The sequence below is a fragment of the Streptosporangium vulgare genome, from assembly GCF_042428775.1.
Classification (GTDB): Bacteria; Actinomycetota; Actinomycetes; order Streptosporangiales; family Streptosporangiaceae; genus Streptosporangium; species Streptosporangium vulgare.
This window is the reverse complement of sequence record NZ_JBHMBS010000012.1, coordinates 141,551-165,112: the sequence shown is the minus strand read 5'-3', so window position 1 is coordinate 165,112 and position 23,562 is coordinate 141,551. Positions and strand designations below refer to the sequence as shown.

Below are 23,562 nucleotides of genomic sequence, written 5' to 3'. Positions count from 1 at the left end.
TAGTAAGGCGGCGGCCCGTGCTGCTGTAGTCTTGCGCCGTGCACAGCGGAGGAGGAGCGCGCAGCAGCCGCGCCGACCAGGCCGACCAGCGCCGAGCGGAGCTCCTTGAAGCCACCAGGCGGGTCGTGCTGGAGCGTGGGCTGGCCAGCACCCGCGTCGCCGACATCGCCAGGGCGACGAACGTGAGCGGCGGGCTGATCCACTATCACTTCGCCACCAAGGACGATCTCATCACCGAGATGCTCCGCAGCACCAGCGACTCCGAGATCCAGCGGCTGAAGGAGATCGTCGCGGGCCCCGGCACCGCCGTCCAGCTTCTCGACCGCGTCCTGCGTTTCTACATCCCGGCCTCCCGCTCCGACCAGAGCTGGATCCTCTGGGTCGACGCCTGGGCCGTCGGGGTGCGCGAGGAGCACGTCCGGACCATCCTGCTCGAACTTGAGGGCGCCTGGATCGAGGTCCTCAGCCAGGTCATCTCCGACGGCGTGGCCTCGGGCGAGTTCGCCTGCGACGACCCCCTGGGCTCGGCCGAGCGGATCGACGGCATGCTCGACGGCCTCGTGGTCCGATACACCCTGCACACCGGCAACATGTCGCGGAGCCGGATGCTCCACCACGCCCGGGTCGCCGCCGCCCGCGAGGTCGGCCTCGACCTCTCCGACTTCCCCGACGCGCCCGCCGAGAGCCCCTAGGGCGGGCCGACCGCCTCGTCACTGCCGAGGCGGCGACGAGGTCTCCGGTCTGACGAGGTTCCGGTGTCCGGTGTCCGGTTCGCCCTGGCCGGTCGGCCGAGGTGGCCGAGGTGGCCACGAGCGTGGGATCCCACGGCCAGGCGCACCCGAACCGGTCAGACGTACCCGAACCGGCACGTCGGCGCCACACCCGCCCGTCCCGCCTGGCGGGTCCGAGGGGAGGGGGTCGCGTCCGGCTCAGACCCGGGGGGTGGGCAGGGCCGCGAGGAGGTAGGCCAGCCGGGCCGCGGCGTCGTCGATGTTCTCGCTGCAGCCGAGCCGGTAGCCCCACGACGTGATGAAGCCGCCGTCCGGGGAGCAGGTCACGGTCTCGGCCAGGGTGTTGCTGAAGCGGTTGCGGACGTAGACGTACGCGGGATCGCCGAACGAGATCCGCTGCACGGAAAGGTCGGCGTGCAGCCGTATCGCGGCAACGAGCCTCTCGAGACAGGACAGCGTGTCCAGCATCGTGCGTCACCTCCGTCTCGACAGAGAATTGCACGATCTTGGGATGCTAATCAAGCAATTGCGGTGTTTAGTCCCCTCATTGTCCGGAGAAATCGCTGAGTACTCGGACGATCACCGATCTGGCATCCTCCCCGAAGGCCGCGACCTCGCAGAGCTCCTCGAAGGTCCGCGCGTAGAAGGCGACGTCCTCCGGGTCGCGCAGCAGCAGGTCCCTCGTCCTGGTCGGCACCGCCACGTGGTCCTCGTCGTACATCCAGAAGCCGTTGAGCAGTGCCGAGGGCAGGAACGCCTCGAAGGGGATCACGCCGAACTCCACGTTCGGAAGCGCCGTCACCGCCAGTAACCGGTCGAGCTGCCCGCGCATCACGTCCAGCGGGGCGAGCCGGTGGCGCAGCGCCGCCTCCGGCATGACGAACCTGAACCGCTTGCTCTGGTCGTAGAGGATGTCCTGGCGCTGCATGCGCACCCGGATGGCCGCGTCGATCTCGTCGGGCGCCCGGTAGAGGCGCTTGATCCGGGTGAAGATGCTCCGGGCGTACTCGGTGGTCTGCAGCAGCCCGATGATCACGCCGGGCTCGAACACCCGCAGCTGGTTGGTCCGCGCCTCCACGTCGCGGATGTCCTCCTGGAGCGCCGCCAGCCCGCTGCGGTGCCGCTGCCGCCAGGAGTCCTGGCGGTCCAGGAGGCCCGCGGCCTGCTCCACCAGCTCCCCGACGACCTCGGGGGAGGCGTCCACGGCCCGCGCCCACTGGGTGACGTCGTCCTCGGTCGCCGTCTGGCGGGCGTTCTCGATCCGGGAGACCTTGGACGCCTGCCACCTCAGCCGCTCGGCCAGATCCTTGCCCGACAGGTGCGCGGCCTCCCGCAGGTGCCGCAGCCGCACGCCGAGGTCGGTTCTCGCCTGCTGGAACCCGGTCACACGATCTCCTCGGCCGTTCGCGCGGGCCGGGTGCCGTGGCCGCCGTACGCCTGTGCTCCCCGCCTGCTCACGTCACCTCCCGCATGGTGCGCACGACGCTAGACCCGAGCGTGTGGATCAAGCCAGAGAGCACTCCTAATCGTGACCAATATTTACAGAAAGTACTCGGCGCGCGATGTCCGCGAGAAGCTCACGCGGTACCTCGACGGCGGTCTCGCCGTCCAGGACGTGGCGCAGATCGGCGAGCGCCGCCGCGTCGGTCACCCGGAGCCCCTGGACCACGATGGTCCCGCGGTCGGTCTCGTAGAGGGAGGGACAGGCCCCCGCCTCGGAGGTGGAGCCAAGAAACCGGAGGCGCATGACTGAATCCTTCCCCGAACCGCGTTCGCAAAGCAATTGCGAGCAATCCTGGAATGCGGAAGGTTGCATGAAGGTTTCAATCACCGGCTAACGCATATTTCGCCTATTTCATCGCATGTCACATGAACGTCTGGGCGCGGGCGAACAGGTTCAGCGTGGTGGCGTGGAGCAGGTCCCCGATCTCCTTGGGGGCCTTGCCCGCGCAGGCGCGGGCGTGCGTGCCCTCCAGGACGATGCCGAGCTTGAAGCAGGCCATCACCGCGTACCAGTCGACGGCCGACAGGTCCCGGTCGGACAGGGCCGCGTAGCAGTCGACGAGCTCGGCCGCCGTGGCCAGCCCGGTGACCCCGCCGGAGATCACCCCCACGCCGCCGGGGGCCGGCCAGGTCGCCAGCAGCCACCCCAGGTCCAGCAGCGGGTCTCCCACCGTGCACATCTCCCAGTCGACGATCGCGGCCACCCTGGGCCCGTCGCAGGCGAACATGAGGTTGGCCAGGTGGTAGTCGCCGTGCATGATCCCCGGGGTGAACTCCTTCGGCCGGTTGCGCTCCAGCCAGCCCGCGGTCTCCGCCAGCCCCGGGATGTCGGGCCCCGGATACCCCCTCAGGGCTCCGTAGCCGTCCAGCTCGCCCATCCAGCGGGGCACCTGCCGCTCCAGGAATCCCTCGGGACGGCCGAACCCGTCGAGCGCGCCGTGGTCCACCCGCCCGAGGTCGGCCAGAGCCGAGGCCGCCTCCAGTCCCATCCGGTGCCGGATCGCGGGATCGCCCGCGTGCGGCTCGGGCAGCTCGACGGTGGCGTTGAACCCCAGGACCGGCTCCATCAGGTAGAAGACCGCGCCCATGACGCTCTCGTCGGTGCAGGCCGCGACCAGGCGCGGCGCCGCCACCGGCGTGTCACGCAGGACCGTGAGCACCCTCGCCTCCCGGCGGAGCACCTCGTTGCTCCTGGCGCGCGGGTGCAGCGGCGGCCTGCGCAGCACGTACGACGCCCCGCCCCGCTCGAAGCGCACCATGACGTTCTGCGTGCCGCCCGTCACCGGCGCGACCCGCTCGAACGCCCCTCCCGGCAGCCCCCGCGCGTCCATCCACGCACCGAGCACGTCGAAGTCGATCGCGGTGACGTCGATGTGCGTGGACGTCATGCGCCCTCCTTGACCGAATGATGTTCTGGGTGGGGTGAATCTACGATTCCCGGCCGCGACGGTCAATAGTGTCCCGCCCCGGCGGAAGCGTCACCCGCGCTCGGCCGGCCGCCGTCAGCCGGCCGTGGCCAGGGCGGACAGTTCGCGCCATTCGCGCATGGGGAGCGTCGCGGGGGTGGCGGTCAGGACCTGCAGGCACACGTGGTCCGCGCCCGCGTCCAGGTGGGCCCGGACGCGCTCGGCGATGACGTCGGCGTCTCCGTAGGCGACGATCGCGTCGACCAGGCGGTCGCTCCCGCCGTCCGTCAGGTCGTCGTCGCCGAAGCCCAGCCTGCGCAGGTTCGCGATCTGGTGGGCGGCCAGGCCGATGTAGGGGCCCAGGTGTCCTCTGGCGACCTCGCGGGCCCTCGTGAGGTCGGTGTCCAGCACGACGGCCTGCTCGACCGCGAGGAAGGCGCCGGGACCCATGGTCTGCCTCGCCCGGTGGGTGTGCTCCACGGGCACGAAGTAGGGGTGCGCGCCGAGGGTCCGCTCGGCGGCCAGGGCCAGCATCCGCGGCCCGAGCGCGGCGAGGACGCGCCGCGGGGGCGCCGCCGGCGCGGGGGAGCCCAGCGGGATGGCGTCCATCGCGTCGAGGTAGGCGCCCATCGTGCGCACGGCCCGGCCGCGGCTGGGAATGCTGTAGCCGTCCATCTGGACGGGCGTGTCGGACACCCGGTGCCCGCCGAGGCCGAGGAGGTAACGGCCGGGGTGCGCCTCGTTGAGCGCGCGCTCGGCCGCCGCCATGGTGATGGGGTCGCGCAGGGCGATGTTGGCGATGCCCGCCCCCACCACCAGCCGCCGGGTGGCGGAGAGCAGCAGCCAGGCCTGGCTCACGCTGTCGCGGCCGAACCCCTCGCCGAACCACAGGGCGCCGTAACCGAGCTCCTCGATCTCCGCCGCGGCCTCGCGGACCCGCTGCGCGGGCTGGTCGTCGAAGGCGAAGGTCCAGAGCCCGACCCGTCCGAGGTCGGAGGTGTCGTCGTTCATTCGGATGTCCCTCTCCGGAGATTATCCGGAGAGGGTCTCCGGATAATATGACCGTATAATACGGAGAAGTTCTCCGTTTGCAAACCGGCGTGGAAACCTGGGGGTACCGATGCGGGTCGACGCGCGTCGTAACCGTGAACACCTGCTGGCGACCGCCAAGGCCGTGATCGCCGAACAGGGGCCCGAGGCGTCCCTCAACGAGATCGCGCGCCGGGCCGGGGTGGGGCCGGGGACGCTCTACCGCCACTTCCCCACGCGCCAGGCGCTCCTGGCGGCCGTGTTCCAGGACCGGGTCGAGACACTGTGCGCGAAGGCGGAGGATCTGCTCGCCCACACCTCACCGGACGAGGCGCTGGCCCTCTGGTCGCGGGACGTGCTCGCCCACGCCCTCACCGACGGCGGCCTGTCCACCTCGATGACGCTCGGCGAGGCGGAGCTCGGCTTCGACTGCCACGCGGCGATGCGCTCGGCGGCGACCGGTCTGCTGGCGCGGGCACAGGGGGAGGGCCGGACACGTCCGGACATCGACGTCGAGGACTTCTTCCAGCTCGTCACCGGCGTCGCGCTGGCCGCGAGCGAACTGCCCGGCGGCCTCGGCCGAGCCGAACACCTGCTCTCGGTGACCCTGGCGGGGCTGCGCGGGTAGGACCGCCCTCCCTCGCCTCGGCGGGGGACGGGATCGTCTCCTCACACCCGGACGGGTTCCCCGGGTTTCTCCGGGTGCCCTCGGGTGCCTCACGCCCGGACGAGGAGGACGGGGGGCCTCGTACGGGCGGCCGTCGTGTGAGCGGGCCGTCGTACGGGCAGGTCAGAGGAGGCGTCGCGGGATGTCGGCGAGCCCGGCGCGGAGTTCCTCCCCGAGGGCCTTGGCCTGGGCGTCGAGACGGGGACTCGCGGCCACGCCCCGGCCGAGGAGGCCGTGCACGACGAAGTTGAGGGCGAGCAGGTTGGGCAGCTCGAAGCGCTCGACCTCCAGGCCCGCGGTGAACGGCAGCAGCTCCGCCAGGCGCTCGACCGTCAGGTAACCCTCCAGCCACTCGAACCGCTCCGCGCCACCGACCCAGACCCCCAGGTTGGCGTTGCCGCCCTTGTCCCCCGAGCGGGCGCCCACGATCGCGCCCAGCGCGACCCGTACGGTCTCGTCCTCGTCATGGTCCTCGCCACGGCCATCGCGCCGGGCACCCTCGCCCTCGCGCTCGCCGCCGTTCGTGCCCCGCGTGCTCGTCACCTCCGGGAGTCCGGACGCGCGGGGTACGTCACTCGTGTCGGGTGCGGCGGGGAGCTCGCGGCCGTCGAGCCAGACGCGGGCCCGTACCGTCTCGGCCGGGACGAGCGTGGGCCAGTAGACCCCGTACGGCGAGGCGTCACCGGGAGGGGTGAGGCCGTAGAAGCCGGGATAGCTCGCGAGGCCGGTCTCGACCACGGCCGAGGAGAAGGCGCGTCCCGCCCTCCGCCGGTCGGCGTCCATCACGGTGACGCGCAGCAGGGCGGTCCCGGCGAGCGGGGTGAGCTCCACGTGGACCTCGTCGAACGACTCCTTCGGCACCCGGGACCAGATGGCCTCCTCGGCGAGCCGGGCCTTCGCCTCGATGTCCAGGCCGGTCAGGACGAGCGTCATCGTGTTGCGGTAGCCCGCCAGGTAGTTGACGGCGACCTTGAGCGTGTCCGGAGGCGCCTCGCCGCGCACCCCCGAGACGCGGACCCGGTCAGGGCCCTCCTGCTCCAGCCGGATCGTGTCGAAGCGCGCGACCACGTCCGGCCCGAGGTAACGGGGCGACCCGATCTCGTACAGCAGCTGCGCGGTGACCGTGCCCACCGAGACCAGCCCCCCGGTGCCCGGGTGCTTGGTGACCACGCTGGAGCCGTCGGCCTCCAGCTCCACCAGAGGGAACCCGCAGCGCGCCAGGTCGGGCACCTCGCCGAAGAACGCGTAGTTGCCGCCGGTCGCCTGGCAGCCGCACTCGATGACGTGCCCGGCGACCACCGAACCGGCCAGCGCGTCGAGGTCGTCCGGCCCCCACCCGTACCGCCAGATTCCCGGCCCCGTGACCAGGGCGGCGTCCGTGACGCGGCCGGTCACCACCACGTCCGCCCCGGCCGACAGGGCGGCGGCGATCGGGCGGCCCCCCAGGTAGGCGTTGACCGTCAGGGCGGGGGCGGGCAGCGGCTCACCGGTGTCCGCGTTGGGGGCGCCGCCCAGGTCGTGGCCGGTCAGGTCGTCGCCGGTGACGTGGGCGACCCGCACCGGCAACCCGAGGCGCGCCGCCAGCTCGGTCACCGCCCCGGCGCACCCGGCGGGATCCAGGCCGCCCGCATTGGAGACGATCTTGATGCCGCGTTCCAGGCACGTCCCGAGGACCTCCTCCAGCTGCCTCAGGAAGGTCGGCGCGTAGCCGGGGCGGCCCTTCAGCCGGTTCCCGGCCAGGATCAGCATGGTCAGCTCGGCGAGCCAGTCGCCGGTGAGCACGTCGATCGGGCCGCCCTCCACCATCTCCCTGGCGGCCGACAACCGGTCACCGTAGAAACCGGAGCAGTTCGCGACGCGCAGCATCAGCTCTCCTCGGGCCGGGACGTGCCGGTCGCGCCGCCGGGCGCCGCGAACCCCGGTCCGCGCGGCGCGGTTCGGTCGCGCGGTTCCGGCGCGCCGTACGGCATCAGCTCGCCTCCGGTGCGGGGATCCACGACGCGGGCCGCTTCTCCATGAAGGCGGCGATCCCCTCCTGCCCCTCGGCGGAGGTGAAGCGCCGCGCGGACAGCTCGGCCATCTGGCGCATACCCTCCTCGACGCTCAGCTCGGGCACGGTCCGCACCAGCTGCTTGGTGAGGGCGAGCGCCTCGGGGCCGCCGCGCAGCAGCATGCCGGTGTAGTGGGCGACCGTCGCGTCCAGCTCCTCCTCGGGCACGGCGCGGGTGAGCAGCCCGATCTCCTGGGCGCGGGCGGCGTCGAACGTCTCCCCGGTGAGCAGGTACTCGGCGGCGGCGCGCGGGTCGAGCCGCCGCAGCACGGTCACCGAGATCATCGCGGGCACCACGCCGAGCCGCACCTCGCTGAACGCGAACGACGCCGAGTCCGGGGCGATCGCGAAGTCGCAGGCCGCCACCAGGCCGAGCCCCCCGGCCCGCGCGGTGCCGTTCAGCCTGCAGACGACCGGCTTCGGGCTCTCCCAGATCAGGCTCATGATCTCCGGGAACGACGCGGTCACCGGCGCCTCGTGCGCGTCGCCCGGCGCGACCCGCTGCTCCTTAAGGTCGGCGCCCGCGCAGAACACCGGCCCGGTCCCGGTGAGCACGATCACCCGGACGCTCTCCTCGGCCAGCGCCCAGTTGAGCCGGTCCTCCAGGTCGCCCAGCAGCCGCACCGACAGCGCGTTGCGGTTGCGGGGGGAGTCGAGGGTGATCGTCGCCACCCCGCCGGACACCTCCCTGCGCACCAGGCGTTCCACCGGCCAGCCCCCGTCGCTCTTCATCGTGTTCCTTTCGTCGTCGAGACCCACTCCCGGCTCCCGGGACTCCACGGAGCCCGCGCCCATCGCGGAACTCGCGGAGCCCGTGGGCTTGTGGGCCCGTGGGCCCGCGGAGCTCGCGGAGCCCGGAGAACCCTGGGAGAGGGTCACGCCTGCTCCTCGATCACGGCCAGCACCGCCCCCGCCTCGACCTGGCGGCCCGGCGTCACGTTCACCGCCGCCACCGTGCCGGGCGCGGGCGCGGCGATCCGGTGCTCCATCTTCATGGCTTCGAGCACCACGACCACCTGCCCCGCCCCGACGGTCTCGCCGGCCTTGACGTCGACCCGCAGCACCGTACCGGGCATGGGCGCCACCAGGGAGCCCGGCCGCACGTGTTCCACCGGTTCCGGCAGGCGGGCCAGCGGGGTGAGCCGTACGGAACCGAGGGGGGAGTCCACGTGCGTCACGCCGTCGTAGCGGGCGACCGCGAACCGGTGCCGTACGCCCGAGGTCTCCAGCACCACGAGCGAGGGCGTCGCGTCGACCAGGACCGTATCGGGAAACCCCTCCGCCCGCAGGCCGTCCCTGGTGATCCGGTAGGAGATCTCGGCCTCCGCGAAAGCGGCGCGCTGCGGCTGCGACACCACGTTGCGCCACCCGCTCGGCAGTCCCGCCTGCACGGTCGCCGCCGCCCGGTTCGCCGCCGCCCCCGCGAGCGCGGCGGCGAGGGCGGACAGGCGCACGAGCCCCGGCCGTCCTGGGCGAGCGGCCGGGGACCCGGCGAGCCCGCGTTCCTCCGGGAAACCGGAGTGGGAGTCCCGCCCGGCCCCGGCGAGCTCGTGCTCCTCAGGGAAACCGGACCCGGTGAGCCCGTGCTCCTCAAGGAAGCCGGTGTGGGTGTCCCCGGCGAGGAACGCCGGGTGGCGCAGGACCTCGACCAGCAGGTCCCGGTTGGTGACGAGACCGTGGATCCGCGCGCCCGCGAGCGCGGCGGCCAGCCTGCGCACGGCGTCGGGACGGCTCGCGCCGTACGAGACGACCTTGGCGAGCATCGGGTCGTAGTGGACGCCGATCTCCGAGCCGTCCTCGACGCCGGAGTCCAGCCGCAGGCCGTGGCGCCCCCCGGGCGCGGGCGCGAAGCGCGAGTCCACCCCGGGAACCTCGAAGCGGTGCAGCACACCGCTCTGCGGAAGCCAGTCGCGGGCCGGGTCCTCGGCGTAGAGGCGCACCTCGACGGCGTGCCCGGACGGCTCGGGCGGCGACGCGGGGAGCCGGGCGCCCTCGGCGATCCGCAGCTGCCACTCGACGAGGTCGACGCCGTGGACGCACTCGGTCACCGGGTGCTCCACCTGCAGGCGGGTGTTCATCTCCAGGAAGGCGACCGTCTCGTCCCTGACGAGGAACTCGACGGTCCCGGCGCCGACGTACCCGATGGCCCGTGCGGCGGTGACCGCCGCGTCGAGGAGCCGCGCCCGCATCGCGGGGGAGATCGCCGGGGACGGGGTCTCCTCGACCACCTTCTGGTGCCGCCGCTGGATCGAGCACTCCCGCTCGCCCAGCGCCCACACCGTCCCGTGCCCGTCGGCGAGGATCTGCACCTCGATGTGCCGGGCGCCCTCCAGCAGGGGCTCGACGAACACCGTGCCGTCCCCGAACGCCGACGCGGCCTCCCGCCGCGCCGACTCGACCGCCTCCGGCAGGTCGTCGGTGAGCCGCACGACGCGCATCCCGCGCCCGCCGCCCCCGGCCGACGCCTTCACCAGCAACGGGGTGGCCCATCCGGAGGCCGTCCCGCTCATCCGGGTGAACACGGCGTCGAGGTCGCCTTCCAGGTCGTCCGTCGAGTAGCCGGGCCCCGCGACGAAGCCCGGCAGCACCGGGACCCCGGCCTCGGCCATCAGCGCCTTCGCCTCGATCTTGGAGCCCATCGCGGCGACGGCCTCGGCCGGAGGGCCGACCCAGGTCAGCCCGGCCTCCGGCACGGCCCGCGCGAAGGCGGCGTTCTCCGACAGGAAGCCGTACCCGGGATGGACCGCGTCCGCTCCCGACGCGCGGGCCGCCTCGATGACCTTCTCCACCGACAGGTAGGTGTCGGCGGGCCGCACCCCGTCCAGCCGTACGGCGTGGTCGGCCTCGGCCACGTGCGGCGCGTCCGCGTCGGCGTCGGAGAAGACCGCGACGGTCTCGATGCCCAGGTCGCGGCAGGTACGGAAGACGCGGCGGGCGATCTCCCCCCGGTTGGCGACGAGCAGGCGGCGGATCGGTGAAAGAGGCATGGTCACATCCGGAAGACGCCGAAGCCCGAGGGCTCCGGGACGAGGGCGTTGCCGACGGCGGCGTTGCCGACGACAGATAAGCACAGGCCCAGGACCGTCCGGGTGTCGCGGGGGTCGATCACGCCGTCGTCGTAGAGGCGGCCGGAGAGGAAGAACGGCAGCGACTCGGCCTCGATCTGCGCCTCGACCAATTGGCGCATCGCCGCGTCGCCCTCCTCGTCGTAGACCTGGCCCCGCGCCTGGGCGGCGGCCCGGCCGACGATGGACAGCACCCCGGCGAGCTGGGCGGGCCCCATCACGGCGGACTTGGCGCTGGGCCAGGTGAACAGGAAGCGCGGGTCGTAGGCCCTGCCGCACATCCCGTAGTTGCCCGCCCCGTACGAGGCGCCCATCACGATCGTGATGTGCGGGACGGACGAGTTGGCCACCGCGTTGATCATCATGGCGCCGTGCTTGATGATGCCGCCCTGCTCGTAGTCCTTGCCGACCATGTAGCCGGTGGTGTTCTGCAGGAAGACCAGCGGGACGCGGACCTGGTTGGCGAGCTGGATGAACTGCGCCGCCTTCTGCGCCTCCTCGCTGAACAGCACGCCCCTGGCGTTGGCCAGGATCCCGATCGGATGGCCGTGCAGGCGGGCCCACCCGGTCACCAGGCTCCCGCCGTACAGCGGCTTGAACTCGTCGAACTCGCTGCCGTCCACCACCCGCGCGATCACCTCGCGCGGGTCGAACGGGATCCTCAGGTCCTCCGGCACGATGCCCAGCAGCTCGTCCTCGTCGTACAGCGGGCCGCGCACGACGCCGGGGGAGACGCCGGACCCGCGCCGGTTCAGCCCCTTCACGATCCGCCGCCCGATCCGCAGCGCGTCGTGCTCGTCGGCGGCGAGGTAGTCGGCGAGGCCGCTGACGCGGGCGTGCATCTCGGCGCCGCCCAGCGACTCGTCGTCCGCCTCCTCCCCGGTGGCCATCTTGACCAGCGGCGGCCCGCCGAGGAAGACCTTCGCCCGCTCCTTGACCATGACCACGTGGTCGCTCATCCCCGGCACGTACGCCCCACCGGCCGTGGAGTTGCCGAAGACGAGGGCGATCGTGGGGATCCCGGCCGCCGACAGGCGGGTCAGGTCGCGGAAGATCCGGCCGCCGGGGATGAAGATCTCCTTCTGGGTCGGCAGGTCCGCCCCGCCCGACTCCACCAGGTTGATCAGCGGCAGCCGGTTCTCGAACGCGATGTCGGCCGCCCTGAGCGTCTTGCGCATCGTCCACGGGTTGGACGAGCCGCCCCGCACGGTCGGGTCGTTGGCGACGAGCACGCACTCGACGCCCTCGACCACCCCGATCCCGGTCACCACGCTCGCCCCGACGGGGAAGTCGCTGCCCCAGGCCGCCAGCGGCGAGAGCTCCAGGAACGCCGAGTCGGGATCGACGAGCAGCTCGATCCGCTCCCTGGCCAGGAGCTTGCCCCGCGCGCGGTGCCGGTCGACGTACTTCCCGCCGCCGCCCGCCACCGCCTTGGCCTGCTCGGCGTCGAGCTCGGCCAGCTTGGCGAGCATCGCCTCGCGCCGCGCCAGGTAGTCGTCACCTGAGGTGTCCAGGCGGCTCATGCACCCGCTCCCTTGGTTGACACGGACGTCACATCGACGATCCGGTTCTTCTGCGCCTGTGCCTGTTCCGGTGTTCGTGCCGGTGCCGGTAGCGGATCCCGGGACGGAGCCGGTGTCAGGCCGATGGCCCTGGCCCAGAGCGTGGAGAGCGTCGCGACGGCGGTCCGCTCGTCGGCGTGCTCGCCGAGGTCCAGCCAGACGTGGGCGAAGTGCTCGACCATCCCGCCCAGCATCACGGCGGTGAGCCGGGGGTCCAGAGACGGGTCGGCCAGCCCCTGCTCCTGCAGGCGCCGCAACCCCTCCGCGCCCCGCCGTACGAAGACCTCGCGCAGCTCCAGCAGGAGGCCGCGGAAGCTCTCGTCGGTGGCCGCGACCTGCTCCAGCATCCGTACCAGCCGGGAGTTGGCGGCCCACGCGCGCAGGTAGAGCAGGTTGGCGGCCTCGATGCGGGCGTACGGGTCGCCGGGGGCGGCGGGCCCGACCACGCTGGCGGTGAACATCTCGCCCACCACGGTCGCCGCCACCTCGCGGAACAGCTCCTCGCGCGAGCCGAAGTAGGTGTAGAAGGTGCCGTGCGAGACCCCGGCGCGGGCGCAGACGTCGTCGACGCGCACGGCGTCGTAGCCCCGCTCCTCGAACGCCTCCCGCCCGGCCTGGACGAGTGCCGCCCGGGTGCGCCGTCCCCGGCTGCCGAGGGTCTCAGACTTGACGATCACGTCAAGTACGGTAGCCGACAACCGGCGCCCCCGCCAGGGAGGCGCTCACCCCGCCCGCGGTCCGGTGACCTCGTGGCGACCGGGGCCGGTTCCGAGGAAGGCCGGCACACCAAGACGCCGCCCCGGACGAGCGCATGTTCCGCAAGATCGGGGGAAGCGGCAGGAGATGAACGAGAAGTCGGACGACGCGTCGAAGGCCGCCACCGGACTCTCCCTCGGCGTCGCCGTCGGTGTCGCCATCGGCGCCGCGCTGGGAGTCGCGCTCGGTGACCTGGCCATGGGCACCGCTATCGGGATCGCCATCGGCGTCGGCCTGGGAGTGGCCTTCACGACCGGCCGGAAGAAGAGCGAGAGCTGAACGCCCCCGGTCCGCGCCCGACATCGCGCGCCGGTCCGCTCGCGCGATGTCGGGCGCGTACCGGAAGAGCGCGTACGGTCGGCGTACCGGGGGAGCGTGGACGGCCGGAGTGTGCCGGAGAGAGCATGGACGGTTCGTCGCGCACCGGAAAGAGCGTGGACGGTTCGTCGCGTACCGGAGAGAGCGTGTAGCGGAGAGGACCGCGGGGTCCGGCGCCGTGGCGGAGAGCGCGTACGCCGCCCTACGCGGGCTGGGGCTGTGACGGGGAACGCGGCACGAAGCCCTCCCGTGCCCGCGCCATGGCCGCCAGCAGGGCGTCGCGCTCGGCGGCGAGCTCCCCGGGGCCGGTGCCGTCGCGCTCGGCGCGCTGGTGCAGCATGACCAGCTCGGTCGCGGCCTGCTGGTAGTCGGACATCGCGCGGCCCGCCCCGATCCCCCTGGCCCACCGGCGGGCCTGCCTGCGGGTGCTCAGCGAGCCGAGCATGCCGATGTCGTACGGCGTGACCAGGCCGGTCCCCAGATAGGCGGGCAGGTGCACGCCCATCAGGGCCACCAGCCGCCGCCGCTCCCGTACGGTGACGACGACGAGCGCGCAGATGACGGCGAGTTCCAGAAGATAGGCGGCCCCGAGGGCGGGCAGCGACTCCAGCGCCGAGGTCCCGTTCCACACACCGTGCAGGAGCACGGCGCCGAGATAGCCCAGCGGGACGGCGAGGAACCCGCCCCTGCGGCGCGTGGTGACCGCGTAGGCGACACCGAGCCCGATCATCGAGGTGAAGAGGGGATGCCCGAGCGGCGAGACCAGCCCCCGCAGCACGAAGAGGCCCACCGCTCCCTCCGTGCCCGTCTCGGTGAACGCTGCGGAGTAGTAGATCATGTTCTCCACGGCCGCGAACCCCAGGCCGACCATGGAGGCGTAGATGATGCCATCGGTCGGGCCGTCGATCTCACGCCTGCACCGCCAGATCAGCCACAGGAGCGCGGCGCCCTTGAGTGCCTCCTCGACCACGGGGGCCACCGCCACCAGGGTCGCGGTCTCCGCCGCCCGCTCGCCCACGCCGAAGGCCCGCACCAGCACCATCGTGCCGCCCAGCTCAAGGAGGACGCCGAGGACCACCGCGATGCCGGCGCCCCAGGCGAACGCGAAGAGCAGGTTCAGCCGGGGTTCGGGCTCCAGTCGGTCGAGCGCGAGCACGGCGGCGAGCAGGATCGGCAGCGGTGCCAGCCCCAGGGCGAACGAGACGCCGAAGCCGGTGGGGCTCCCGTTCGCCAGGACGATGCCCATGGCGATCAGGACGCAGATCCCGGAGACCGCGAGAGCGGCGATCAGCCCCTTGCCCGGCCGGGGTGGCGGAACCCGAGGCCGGCCCCCCTGCGCGGGGGAGACGGCCGCTTCGTGTGTGTCCATCGGTGTCGGTCTCCTCGTGGTCGCTTCCGGATGGAAGGCACCACGGTCTCCCGGACCGGTTAACGTCCACTTGCAATCCGTGAGACGACCGCCCGGCCCCGTCCGGCGGGGACCCCGGCGACCGAGCCGCCGGGTCCCGGGTACGGCGGAAGCCGTCGTCCGCCTGCCCGGCCCGGTCGGCGGGCCTCACCCCGGGGTGGGCCACCTCGTGGCGATCGTGCCACCGTCCGCCCTCCCCGCCCTGGTCCTCACGTGCCCCAGCGTGGTGACGGACGGACGGGCGGGGACGAGCGGGTGTGAAACGACGCCCATTCGCCAATGGGCAGACCTCGTGGACGACGCGATCCCGGTCGACGTCGTCGAGCGGATCACCGCGCCCGTCACTGATGTCTGGGTGGACGTGCTGTGCAACCCGTCGTGTCCACCGGGCGATCACGAGCCGTACCGTGACCGGCCGTGATGTCATCCCCGCACCGGAACCGCCGCTCACGATGGGAGGGCCGATGGAGCCGCCTCGTATGCGCGCAGATCGGTGAGCAAGGTCGGCAGCAGCATCTCCTCATGGACGGCGAAGTTTCGGCGGCGCATCGCGTCCTCAAGGACCGGGTCCCACGGTGTCGGGTTCGGCGAGCCGGTCAGGGCGAGCCTCGCGTCCGGCGGGAGGGTGGCCACGGCATTCCGGTAGTCGTCGGCGCTCATCCGCCACGGCTTCAGACCGGCCGCGAACATGCGGGCCGCGATCGCGACCCCGGGCCAGTCGAAGTCGCCGTGATAGCGAACGGTCACACCCGCGTCCACGAGCCGCCGCAACGCCACCCAGCCCGCGACGGACGGATTACCCGCCGGGCAGACCATGGGGACGGCCACGCGCGCCCTCGCCGCCGCCTGCAGGACCTGTGGATTCTCGCACGCGAACACCTGCGTGCCGGGGGCGGCGAGCCGCGCGTCCGCCGCCGCGCCGCGGAGTTCGTGCAGTGTCAGGTGCGTGACCAGCCCCATGTCGGCGCGTTCCCGCATCATCGCCGACCAGGGATCGCTCCCCGGTGGCCGTAGGGACCAGACGAGCGCGGTGCCCGACACCAGGTCGGTCGCGACTCCTAGGCGCGCCCACAGGTCACGCCGTTCCTCGGCCGTCTCCGGTAGGGCGACGCCGAACGCGGCGGCGGCCGCACGCAACACGAGCGAACCGGGGAGCCTGCCGTCGTCGAGGCCGTGCGCGTCGCCGAGGCAGCGGCCGGCCAGCTCCGCGATCTCCCAGCCGAGGTCTCGCGTGATGGGGCCGCCAAAGCCACCCGATGCCGAGAGTTCGGCGAGCACGGCTGCGAATTGGGCGACCGCCACGGCGGCGGTGTCGATACCGGCCCGGGTCAGCAGTCCCGAGCGACGTATGCCTTCGACGAACGCCGGGGCCCAATGTGTCCGCACGGCTCCGGCAGCCGCCAGCGCGACGTCCAGTTGTGCCCATACGTCGGCCCATGAGGCGTGTGCCCTCTCTTTGATCGCGGCTCGATCCACAAGGCCGTCCCCGGTGATCTGCGCGACGACCGTGACCAGGCCCGCGGCCGCCGCAGAGGACCGGAGGGCCTCATCGAGCGCGGTGAGGGGGACGCGGATCCGGCCTGCGGCAACGGGCTTGCCGAGCAGGCCGGACAGCCGGTCGGCGCCGTTCTCGTCGAGCGTCACGGTGACCGTTCCCGCCACGGCGAGCCTGCCGCGCTCCAGCTTGCCGCGTACGGCCGTCCACAGGGGAGCGAGGCAGGCGTCGGCGAGGTAGCGCCGGGTGCGTTCCGGCAGCCGAGGCTCGGCGGGCGGGCTCACCGAGCGGGTCGCAGATGACGATTGTGGCCGTCCCAATGGATGTGGGTGGTCACCGCGGCGGTGCCCTCCCCGCGCCGGATCTCGTAGCAGTCCAGTGAGGGAACCTGCGGGTAGAAGCCCCACAGCGCGTGGCCGGTCATCGCGAAGTCCAGATCGAGCCGGACGAGCAGGCCCATCAGCTCACCGATCGTGCGGTTGTCGACCTTGGCGAAGGCGTCGTCGAGCAGGATGAGCCGGAGCGCGCGGGCTGTGTCCGGCAGGCCGGACAGGTAGGCGTCGGCCGCGGCGAACAACGTCACGTACGACACGAACCGGATCTCCCCCTGGCTCAGTTTGGCCCGCCGGCTGATCTTCCGCTCCTGTCCCTGCGCGGGGCCGGTGATGACGACCTCCATCTCGTGCCACGACCGGTAGTCCAGCGCCGACTTCAGGTGGGTCGCGTACCCCGCGGTCGGATCCGTGGCGAACTCCTCGCTGACACGGGCGTTGAGCAGCTCGGTCAGCTCGTCCTCCTGCTCGGGGGAGCGTACGTCCCCGGCCGTGGCGACGAGTGCGCGGATCCTGGCGACGGTGGGGCCCGCGGCCTCGGAGAGGTTCCAGCGCAGCCTGACCCCGATGCCGTGGCTGGTGCTGATGCCGGCCAGGCTCACGTTCATGGCCTGGATCAACTCCTTGGCCTGCTTGAGTCGCTGCCGGAGTTCCTCGGCGACGCCGCCGAGGATGAACTCGGTGAAGACGCGTCGTTCGCGGTCACTCAGCGCTGACCGCCCCGCTTCGCACTGGTGATGGAGATCGGCGGCGGCCTCCGGCAGAGAACGCTGGCCGGCCGCGTCGGCGATCGCCGTCAGCCGGACGCCGTCCCGCACCGTGGGGATGACGTCGAAGCCGCCGGCGAGTTCGCGTTCCACCGTCTGCTGGGCACGGATCAGCGCGTTCTCGTCGGCGACCTGGCCGCGCCTGTCCAGTGCGGTCATCACGGCCCCGACGGCCGCTTCGACGTTGGGAGGATCGATGTGCGTCAACGGGACGTGGAAATGAGGTTGCCCGGTCGCGGCCGCCGCCACTCCGGGAAGCGTCAGCCGGGCGAGAAGCCTCTCCGCCGCCTCGGTGAGCCGGGCACGCTCCCGTTGGGCGTCCTCCCGGGCCACCTGCGCCTGGGCCTCAGCCCTGCCCTTCTGCCCGGCAAGCTCGGCGGCGCGCTTGCGGGTGGATTCCAGTTCACGACGGCACGCCGCCAGCCCTTTCTCAGCGGAGATCAGGTCGGCTCGTGCCTGCTCGGCCGTGGCACCCACGTTCTCTCTGATCGCGGCCAGCTCCGCGGCCTCCCCGTGCCACGTGTCCCACTTCTCGGTGGCGGTTACTTCGGCATCGCGCCGTGGTCGCCGAGATGTCCGTGCTCCGGCCACGGCGTTCGCATGCACGTCGACACGATGCCGCAGCTCCGCCAGTCGCTGCCCGGCTGTCCTGCACAGGCGTACGGCCTCCCGTAGCCCATCCCGCACCGCGGAGAGCTCGTCAACGGCGGTCGGCAGGTCGAATTCAGCACATGCCGCCCGGTGCGCGGCGAGGGCGGCGGTCCACTCCCGGCGGAGGTCGACGGCGACCTTACGCGCTTCGTGGCACATCGGCTCGATTTTTTTCACCCGCTGCCTCGCGGCGGCCGTCAGCGTGTGGGCCGACCGGACCGACTCGCTTGTCGGCGCGGTGCGCAGGTGAGAGTCGAGCGCGTCGCGTTCGTCGTGCAGCTCCTGCCGCCGAAGGGCCCGGTTCTCGGCGGCACCGGCCAGGGCGGCGAGCGAGATGTCGATCTCGGTGAGCCGGGCGGCCCGGGCGGCGGCTCTGGCGGCCGCGCCGATATGCCGGGCCGTCGCCGTCCGGTGGCGACCGGTGAGGGGACCGTTGCCCCAGGCACCCTCGGTGTCCACCCAGGTGGGGTGGTCCTGATCGCCCAGCGCGACGCGGTCGAGCACGTCGCGCACCAGTTCCGCCGGAAGCGCGGACGCGGTCTCGACGACCAGCGCGTCGCTCAGCGGATTCGCGGCGAGGGGGCCGGTTGCGCGCAGCAGGAGCCGGCCGTCCGGGGCCGCGAGGCCGCTGCCCGTGATCGTGGCCGTCAGCAGTCCCGAGGCGAGCAGGGCGCACTCAAGACCCGCGCGTTGCCCCTCGTCCAGGTGGGCGGCGAAGTCGACGGCACGCCACAACGGCACCTCGTCGCCGCCCACCTTGCGCGTCCAGTGCGGCAGGGGCGGATCCGGATCGCGCGCGGCGAGCAGCCCTTTCCGCTCGTCCTCCAGCACCTGCCGTCGTTCCCTGTCCGCCCGGTCCTCGGAGTCGAGCATGGCGAGAGCGCGGGAGAGCCGGTCGTGAACCGCGTCGGCGGCCGGCCTCACCACGTGGTCGAGCGCGGTGAGCAGATCCATCGTGTCGTCGCCGACGAGCGCGCCGGTGTCGTCGAGCACCGGCCGGAGAGCGGTCGCCGCCCAATCGACGCCGCTCAGCAACGTCCGGGTCCGCTCACCGGTTATCCAAGCCGTCCAGTCACGCGCGAGAGCGAGCGCGGCGGCGTCTCTGGCCCTTTCCTCCCCCTCCGCCTCCGTCACGGCGTCGGTCAGCCGCTGTTCGGCCTCGGAGGCTTTCCTGTCGGCCGATTCCACATCGCGTGCCTGTTTGTCGAGACGGCGCGCCTGCTCCAGGCGCGTGCCCGCGTGCTTACCACGTTGTGTCGCCGTTTGGGAGATCTTGTTCACCTGGTCGACAGCGCCGCCCAGGTCCGAGGGGGTCGTCTCCAGGCGCGCCGGGACCGGGCGGGTGAGCGGCTCGGGTTCGGTGTGTAGACCGAGCCTGACCATTTCCATGGCACCCGCTTCGCCGTCGGTCATGACGCAGGCGACACCGGGCATGGTGGCGCGTACACCGGCGCCCAGCAACGGATCCCGCGTCTCCTCGATGGCCTCCGCGGCGATGCGGGCCGCCTCGACGGCCTCGCGGGCCCGCTCGTCGGCTCCCGCCACCTTGCCCGCCTCGTCGATCCGGGCGGCGGTCGCCATCCGGATCGCCAACTCGGCGGTACTCCCGAGCGCCTGGACCTTGCGCTCCCGCTCGTCGAGATCACGGACGGTGCCGTACGCCTTCGAGGCGCGGATGCCCTCGGCGCTCCTGCGCAACTCCTCCTCGTCAGTCGCCAGCTCCGCCGTCTTGGCCTCGGCCTGCATGTGCTGCTCGGCCAAAAGCACATGCTCGTCGTGCAGCTTTCCAGCACGCCGTTCGACCTTCCGGACGGCGGTGGCGGCTGCCTGGGCGGCGTCGGCGGTCTCGCTCAGGACACCCACGGCGTACCGTCGATAGATGTCGAGGAATCCGGAGACCACCCGGTACGCCGCCTCCAGTCTCTGCTGAGCGGCGCGCGTCTCGGAGAGACCGTCGAGTTGCTCGCCCGCTCGTGACAGTGCGGCCTCACTGGGCGGCGGCAACGCGTCGGCCAGGATCTGCGGCAGCCTGCCCTCATCGATCCGATTACCGACATCCGGGGCCCGAAGTGTCCGCAGCAACTGGAGCAGACCGGCGAAACGCTCCTTGCCGGAATCGCCCGTCAGCCCGAAGACCGTGGCGCGGACGCGCTCACGATGGACATCCGGTGAGTCGGCGATGCGGTCCGCGCCTATCGCCTCGGCCAGCCCCTCACGCGACAGCGGGGCCCGGTCGTCGCCGAGCAGGATCAGGTTGTGTCCGACTCGACATGGTGTGGTGAAGTACCACGCTTTCGCCTCACCGGTGGATCTCGCGAACCGGACAAGTGCCCCCAGCGTGATGTACTCCGGCTCTGTCGTCCCGTCCGAGGTTTCCCCGCCGTCTCCGTGGCGGATGAGTTCCAGCCAGAGGTAGCCAAGCCGGTTGGGCTGCTCCTGCCCACCGGCGCGCATCAGGTCCTCGAGGCGCACGCGGCCGGATCCGGTCGCGTCCATCCTGCGGCGGTCACCGTCGAGGAGGAAGGGCAGGAGCATTTCCAGAGCCCTGGACTTCCCCGAACCGTTGGTGCCTCGCAGCACCAGACGTCCACCCGAGAAGGCGAATTCGGTCTCGTAGTAGTGCCAGACGTTGATCATGCCTGCCCGATGCAGGCGCCACCGATGCGGATGGTGTTGTGGCGGGGTCTGCTCAAGGCCTGTGGACCTGTCGATCACGGAGATCGGACTCGTACGATCCATGGTGGTCATGCCGTCTCTCCGGTCTCGTCGGTGAACAACGGGTCCTGTGTCTCCTGCGGATCGGTGCCGAGCCGCCGCCTGGCGCGTGTCGTGGCCGACACGTCTCGTACGCTGGGCCGGTAACGGGCGGCGGCCGGATGGACGACCACTCCCTCGGTCACGACGGTGGCCAGGCCCACGGACGCCAGCAGGTGAACGACCTCGTCCCGGAAGCGGGTCGGATCGTTCACGATGTCGCTTCGCCATGCTTTAGCGTGGCGAAGCGCGAGATCGCTCAGTCTGTCGTCGACGACCGGCCACGGCGCGAGCACGCCCGTCATGGTCCGGCCGTCGAGGATCACCTGCCCGGCGGTCTTCGGTTCGAGGACCTCGATGAGTGCGTCGAGGAGAAGCAGCGCGGCCTGCCGCACGGTTCCGGTGCCGGGGAAGGCGACATCGGTGAGTCGTTCGTCCGCGTCGTACGCGAGGGCGCCCTCCGCTCTGACTTCGAGACCCAGGCCGAAACTCTCGTCCAGAACGCGAGTGAGTTCGGTGCGCTCCCTGCTCAGCACGTCGCGCTCGGCTTCGCTGAGATCCCCGCGATGCACCACCGGGTTCTCCACCAGCTTGCGACGGAGGGAACGACGGGGCTGGTCGGGCAGGTTCGGATCGTCGGCCCACAGGAGTTCGGGACGCGCGAGTGGGTAGAGGGGGCGCGCGACCAGGTGCGGCAGCAGGCTCCGGTTGACGGTCAGCAACGCCTCTTCGCGGCGCTCACCCCATGCCACCACGCTTCCGTCCGTTTCCGTCAGCACACCCCAGGCGAGCAGGAAGTCGATCGCGGCGACGAGGTCGCGTCGTTCGGCGAGTGTGTCGTCGATCGTGATGCCCGTGGCGGCGGCGTCCGCCCGGATCTGCTCCACGAGCTGCGACACCAGGACCTGTTCTCCTACATCCGACGCCAGCAGGCCGGCACAGACCAGGGCGAGATAGGCGTAGGTCCGTGGCGTGAACTCGCTGCCGGAGGGGCGACGAGCGGGACGGACCGGGGCGTCGGGTGTCAGCGGTGTCTTGACCAGCCGGGCGAAACCGGTCTCGACCACCAGGGCATAGCCCAGCAATCTGGCGAAGGTCGACTTGAGCGCGCCGGAGTGTTTGCGTACGAGGGCGAGCTGCTCAGGGTGCCGATGCGAGGTGAGTACGGGGTCGGCGAGAAGAGCACGGGCGGCGATGCGTCGCTCGTCGGCGTCGTGGGCTGCGATCGTCATCCTTCAGTCCCCGTCTGGTCGTCATCGGCCATGGCGACGTCGGTGAGCGAGGTGACGCTCAGGCCCAGATCATGAACGGCGAGCCGGCCGTCATCGGAGTACACGCGGGTCATGCCTCCCGGGCGGGGCACGACGACCAGAGCCAGGTCCAGGTCTGCGTCCACGGACGTGACCAGACCGGTCAGATCCGGCGTGACGGCCAGCAGATCGGAGAGTTTGTCCAGCAACAGCTCGCAGGCCGCACGGGTGATCCTGGCCTCGCTCAGGTCTCCCACGGCGATGAGCTCGGCCGCCGCCCCGGCCTTGCGGGCGACCTCCTCGTCCGCTTCCGCCAACAGCCGCTCACGGTCGAGACCCGGGTCGGGAACGCGTGCCGTGCGCCCCCGCGCCGCGCGATCACCACGTTCCCGCAGCGATACCGGTACGTCGACCGGGCCGGCGTCCCACCACGAAGTGCTCGCCGTGGCCCGGCCGCCGACCTCGTCAGGGCCCATGAGCAGGTGCCGGGAAGGGTAAGCGCCGAACGCCGCCGCGAAGATACGGTGCGCCTCCTTGGTATCGGCCTCGGCAAACCATGTCGCGAGACGAAGGAGATCGGCACGCCTGGACACTCCGGTGCCCGCGGCGGCCAGCATGCGCTTCGCGTTCGCGAGGAGCTGGCCGAGTGCCTGCTCCGCCGCCGCACGCAGCTGAGCGGGCCCCGAGCGGCCGTCCCTGCCGTACCACGCGGCCAGCTCGACCCACTCGGCGGCAGTCCGGCCGGGCGAGCGCTCGGCCGGGCTGCCATCAGGACCGGTCAGTCCAGGAAGCGCGGCGAGCACCGCGAGAAGCCGGTCAAGATCGGGAAGTATTCTGTCCAGCCGGTCGGCGACCGCGGGCGCGTGCCGGGCGACATCGGCTGATATGAGGTCGACGTATTCGAGGAGCAGGGTCTTGAACGCCGCGTACTCAGCTCCCGCCAGGTCATATCGGGACATGACCTGATGCAGATAAGCGTAGAAATCTCGCACGCTTTCGGTGAAAAATCGCTGGTTGTTGAAGACGGTGGTCACATCGGCGGCCAGCGCTTCGGCGTCCATCCGCCGGCCGTCCGAGAGCCGCGCCAAGATGTGGTCGAGGATCTCGGCTGTGCTCCCGAGCAGCTCACGGGCCACCTCCCGTGCTCCGTCGGTCGCGGAGAGCAGCTCCTCGACCTGCCGGTGTGCCCTGCCGCCGAGTTTCGAGATCTGATATCGGGAACGGGAGCGCAGCCACTCGGATACGGTCGCCACCCGGGCGTCGCGCACCGACCGGACCAGATTTCCCCATGATTCGAGTCGTCGGCATCGGTCTTCGACGTCGTCCGCCGACAGCGTGATCCCGGCTTCCTCCAGCAGCGCGACGGCCTCCGTGGCTGACAAATCCGTGAGCAAGGTGTTGGTGAAGAGCCGCATCAGCGCTACGTACTCATGGGCGTGCTTGTCGGCGGTCGCGTACCGATAAAGGTCCAGTCGCGCTCGTGCCTCCGCTGGAAAATCCTTCGCGTCGTCCAGCTCCATGTCCCACCCATCTCGTGTGTGATCGGCACAAGTCGCTACTCGCCGAAGAGTATCCGCCTACGTTATGCAGATACTCTGACATTTTTGAAAAGCCGGTTCTGTCGAACGTATTCGAAAATATTGTCGAGATGGGCCGGATTAACGTCACTCGGCAGGCCGAAATCCCTCACGGGAGTAAGGGGGCTTTTGGCGACCAAGTAAGCAAATGAGGCAAAGGGGATTTTGGTCTTTGCGGCATGGGTGCCGCAGCTTTGAATATGATATTTCGTCATATTCGAGCGTTCGGCCGAAACGCCCA

Annotated in this window: 19 protein-coding genes; 4 read left to right on the top strand and 15 right to left on the bottom strand. The window is 71.5% G+C overall.

What is annotated here, in order from left to right:
* The first annotated feature begins 38 nt into the window (after positions 1-38).
* A complete protein-coding gene (locus ACFFRH_RS25050) occupies positions 39-692 on the top strand; it encodes a TetR/AcrR family transcriptional regulator (protein WP_344745049.1) in 654 nt (217 codons plus the stop codon).
* Between the two features lie 237 nt (positions 693-929).
* On the opposite strand, the gene ACFFRH_RS25045 is transcribed toward ACFFRH_RS25050, so the two are convergent.
* The 5 genes from ACFFRH_RS25045 to ACFFRH_RS25025 all read right to left on the bottom strand — a co-directional run bounded on the left by ACFFRH_RS25045 (position 930) and on the right by ACFFRH_RS25025 (position 4,651).
* Positions 930-1,199: a hypothetical protein gene (locus tag ACFFRH_RS25045; protein WP_344745050.1), complete on the bottom strand. Its 270-nt coding sequence runs from the start codon at positions 1,197-1,199 to the stop codon at positions 930-932.
* Positions 1,200-1,275: 76 nt separating this feature from the next.
* The gene (locus ACFFRH_RS25040; protein ID WP_344745051.1) at positions 1,276-2,118 is read right to left on the bottom strand and encodes a helix-turn-helix domain-containing protein; all 843 of its coding nucleotides are present in this window, start codon (positions 2,116-2,118) and stop codon (positions 1,276-1,278) included.
* 135 nt (positions 2,119-2,253) lie between these two features.
* Positions 2,254-2,562 (bottom strand): hypothetical protein, encoded by a 309-nt coding sequence (locus ACFFRH_RS25035; protein ID WP_386159914.1) that lies wholly within the window; start codon positions 2,560-2,562, stop codon positions 2,254-2,256.
* Positions 2,563-2,596: 34 nt separating this feature from the next.
* Positions 2,597-3,622: a phosphotransferase family protein gene (locus ACFFRH_RS25030; RefSeq protein ID WP_344745053.1), complete on the bottom strand. Its 1,026-nt coding sequence runs from the start codon at positions 3,620-3,622 to the stop codon at positions 2,597-2,599.
* Positions 3,623-3,736: 114 nt separating this feature from the next.
* Positions 3,737-4,651, bottom strand: a complete 915-nt coding sequence (locus tag ACFFRH_RS25025; RefSeq protein WP_386159912.1) for a TIGR03620 family F420-dependent LLM class oxidoreductase — start codon at positions 4,649-4,651, stop codon at positions 3,737-3,739.
* 109 nt (positions 4,652-4,760) lie between these two features.
* On the opposite strand from ACFFRH_RS25025, the gene ACFFRH_RS25020 reads away from it, so the two are divergent.
* Positions 4,761-5,297, top strand: coding sequence for a TetR/AcrR family transcriptional regulator (locus ACFFRH_RS25020; RefSeq protein ID WP_344745056.1), 537 nt, complete (start codon positions 4,761-4,763; stop codon positions 5,295-5,297).
* A gap of 162 nt (positions 5,298-5,459) precedes the next feature.
* On the opposite strand, the gene ACFFRH_RS25015 is transcribed toward ACFFRH_RS25020, so the two are convergent.
* From ACFFRH_RS25015 to ACFFRH_RS24995, 5 genes are all read right to left on the bottom strand, one after another.
* Complete coding sequence (locus tag ACFFRH_RS25015) at positions 5,460-7,202, bottom strand: acyclic terpene utilization AtuA family protein (RefSeq protein WP_344745057.1); 1,743 nt, start codon at positions 7,200-7,202, stop codon at positions 5,460-5,462.
* Positions 7,203-7,305: 103 nt separating this feature from the next.
* Positions 7,306-8,118 carry an enoyl-CoA hydratase-related protein gene (locus tag ACFFRH_RS25010; protein WP_386159909.1) on the bottom strand — a complete coding sequence of 271 codons (813 nt, stop codon included), beginning with the start codon at positions 8,116-8,118 and terminating at the stop codon, positions 7,306-7,308.
* A gap of 143 nt (positions 8,119-8,261) precedes the next feature.
* Positions 8,262-10,373: an acetyl/propionyl/methylcrotonyl-CoA carboxylase subunit alpha gene (locus ACFFRH_RS25005; protein ID WP_344745059.1), complete on the bottom strand. Its 2,112-nt coding sequence runs from the start codon at positions 10,371-10,373 to the stop codon at positions 8,262-8,264.
* Positions 10,374-10,375: 2 nt separating this feature from the next.
* Positions 10,376-11,974: an acyl-CoA carboxylase subunit beta gene (locus ACFFRH_RS25000; protein WP_344745060.1), complete on the bottom strand. Its 1,599-nt coding sequence runs from the start codon at positions 11,972-11,974 to the stop codon at positions 10,376-10,378.
* Positions 11,971-12,690, bottom strand: coding sequence for a TetR/AcrR family transcriptional regulator (locus ACFFRH_RS24995; protein ID WP_344745062.1), 720 nt, complete (start codon positions 12,688-12,690; stop codon positions 11,971-11,973). Before ACFFRH_RS24995 ends, ACFFRH_RS25000 begins: the two co-directional genes overlap by 4 nt.
* Positions 12,691-12,856: 166 nt before the next feature.
* On the opposite strand from ACFFRH_RS24995, the gene ACFFRH_RS24990 reads away from it, so the two are divergent.
* Entirely contained in the window at positions 12,857-13,048 is a 192-nt protein-coding gene (locus ACFFRH_RS24990; RefSeq protein ID WP_344745063.1) for a glycine zipper domain-containing protein, read from the top strand.
* A gap of 241 nt (positions 13,049-13,289) precedes the next feature.
* Here the strand turns inward: ACFFRH_RS24990 and ACFFRH_RS24985 are convergent, their stop codons facing one another.
* Positions 13,290-14,456, bottom strand: a complete 1,167-nt coding sequence (locus tag ACFFRH_RS24985) for a PrsW family intramembrane metalloprotease (protein WP_344745064.1) — start codon at positions 14,454-14,456, stop codon at positions 13,290-13,292.
* 331 nt (positions 14,457-14,787) lie between these two features.
* On the opposite strand from ACFFRH_RS24985, the gene ACFFRH_RS24980 reads away from it, so the two are divergent.
* Complete coding sequence (locus ACFFRH_RS24980; RefSeq protein ID WP_344745065.1) at positions 14,788-14,916, top strand: hypothetical protein; 129 nt, start codon at positions 14,788-14,790, stop codon at positions 14,914-14,916.
* A 26-nt stretch (positions 14,917-14,942) separates the two neighbouring features.
* Here the strand turns inward: ACFFRH_RS24980 and ACFFRH_RS24975 are convergent, their stop codons facing one another.
* The 4 genes from ACFFRH_RS24975 to ACFFRH_RS24960 are packed head-to-tail and all read right to left on the bottom strand — an operon-like array spanning position 14,943 to position 23,264.
* Positions 14,943-16,274 carry a TIGR02679 family protein gene (locus ACFFRH_RS24975; RefSeq protein WP_344745066.1) on the bottom strand — a complete coding sequence of 444 codons (1,332 nt, stop codon included), beginning with the start codon at positions 16,272-16,274 and terminating at the stop codon, positions 14,943-14,945.
* Positions 16,271-20,479, bottom strand: a complete 4,209-nt coding sequence (locus tag ACFFRH_RS24970; protein WP_386160104.1) for a TIGR02680 family protein — start codon at positions 20,477-20,479, stop codon at positions 16,271-16,273. The genes ACFFRH_RS24975 and ACFFRH_RS24970 overlap by 4 nt, the downstream gene beginning before the upstream one ends.
* Positions 20,480-20,484: 5 nt before the next feature.
* Positions 20,485-21,726: a TIGR02678 family protein gene (locus ACFFRH_RS24965; RefSeq protein ID WP_344745069.1), complete on the bottom strand. Its 1,242-nt coding sequence runs from the start codon at positions 21,724-21,726 to the stop codon at positions 20,485-20,487.
* A complete protein-coding gene (locus ACFFRH_RS24960; protein ID WP_386159905.1) occupies positions 21,723-23,264 on the bottom strand; it encodes a DUF2397 domain-containing protein in 1,542 nt (513 codons plus the stop codon). Before ACFFRH_RS24960 ends, ACFFRH_RS24965 begins: the two co-directional genes overlap by 4 nt.
* Positions 23,265-23,562: the final 298 nt, after the last annotated feature.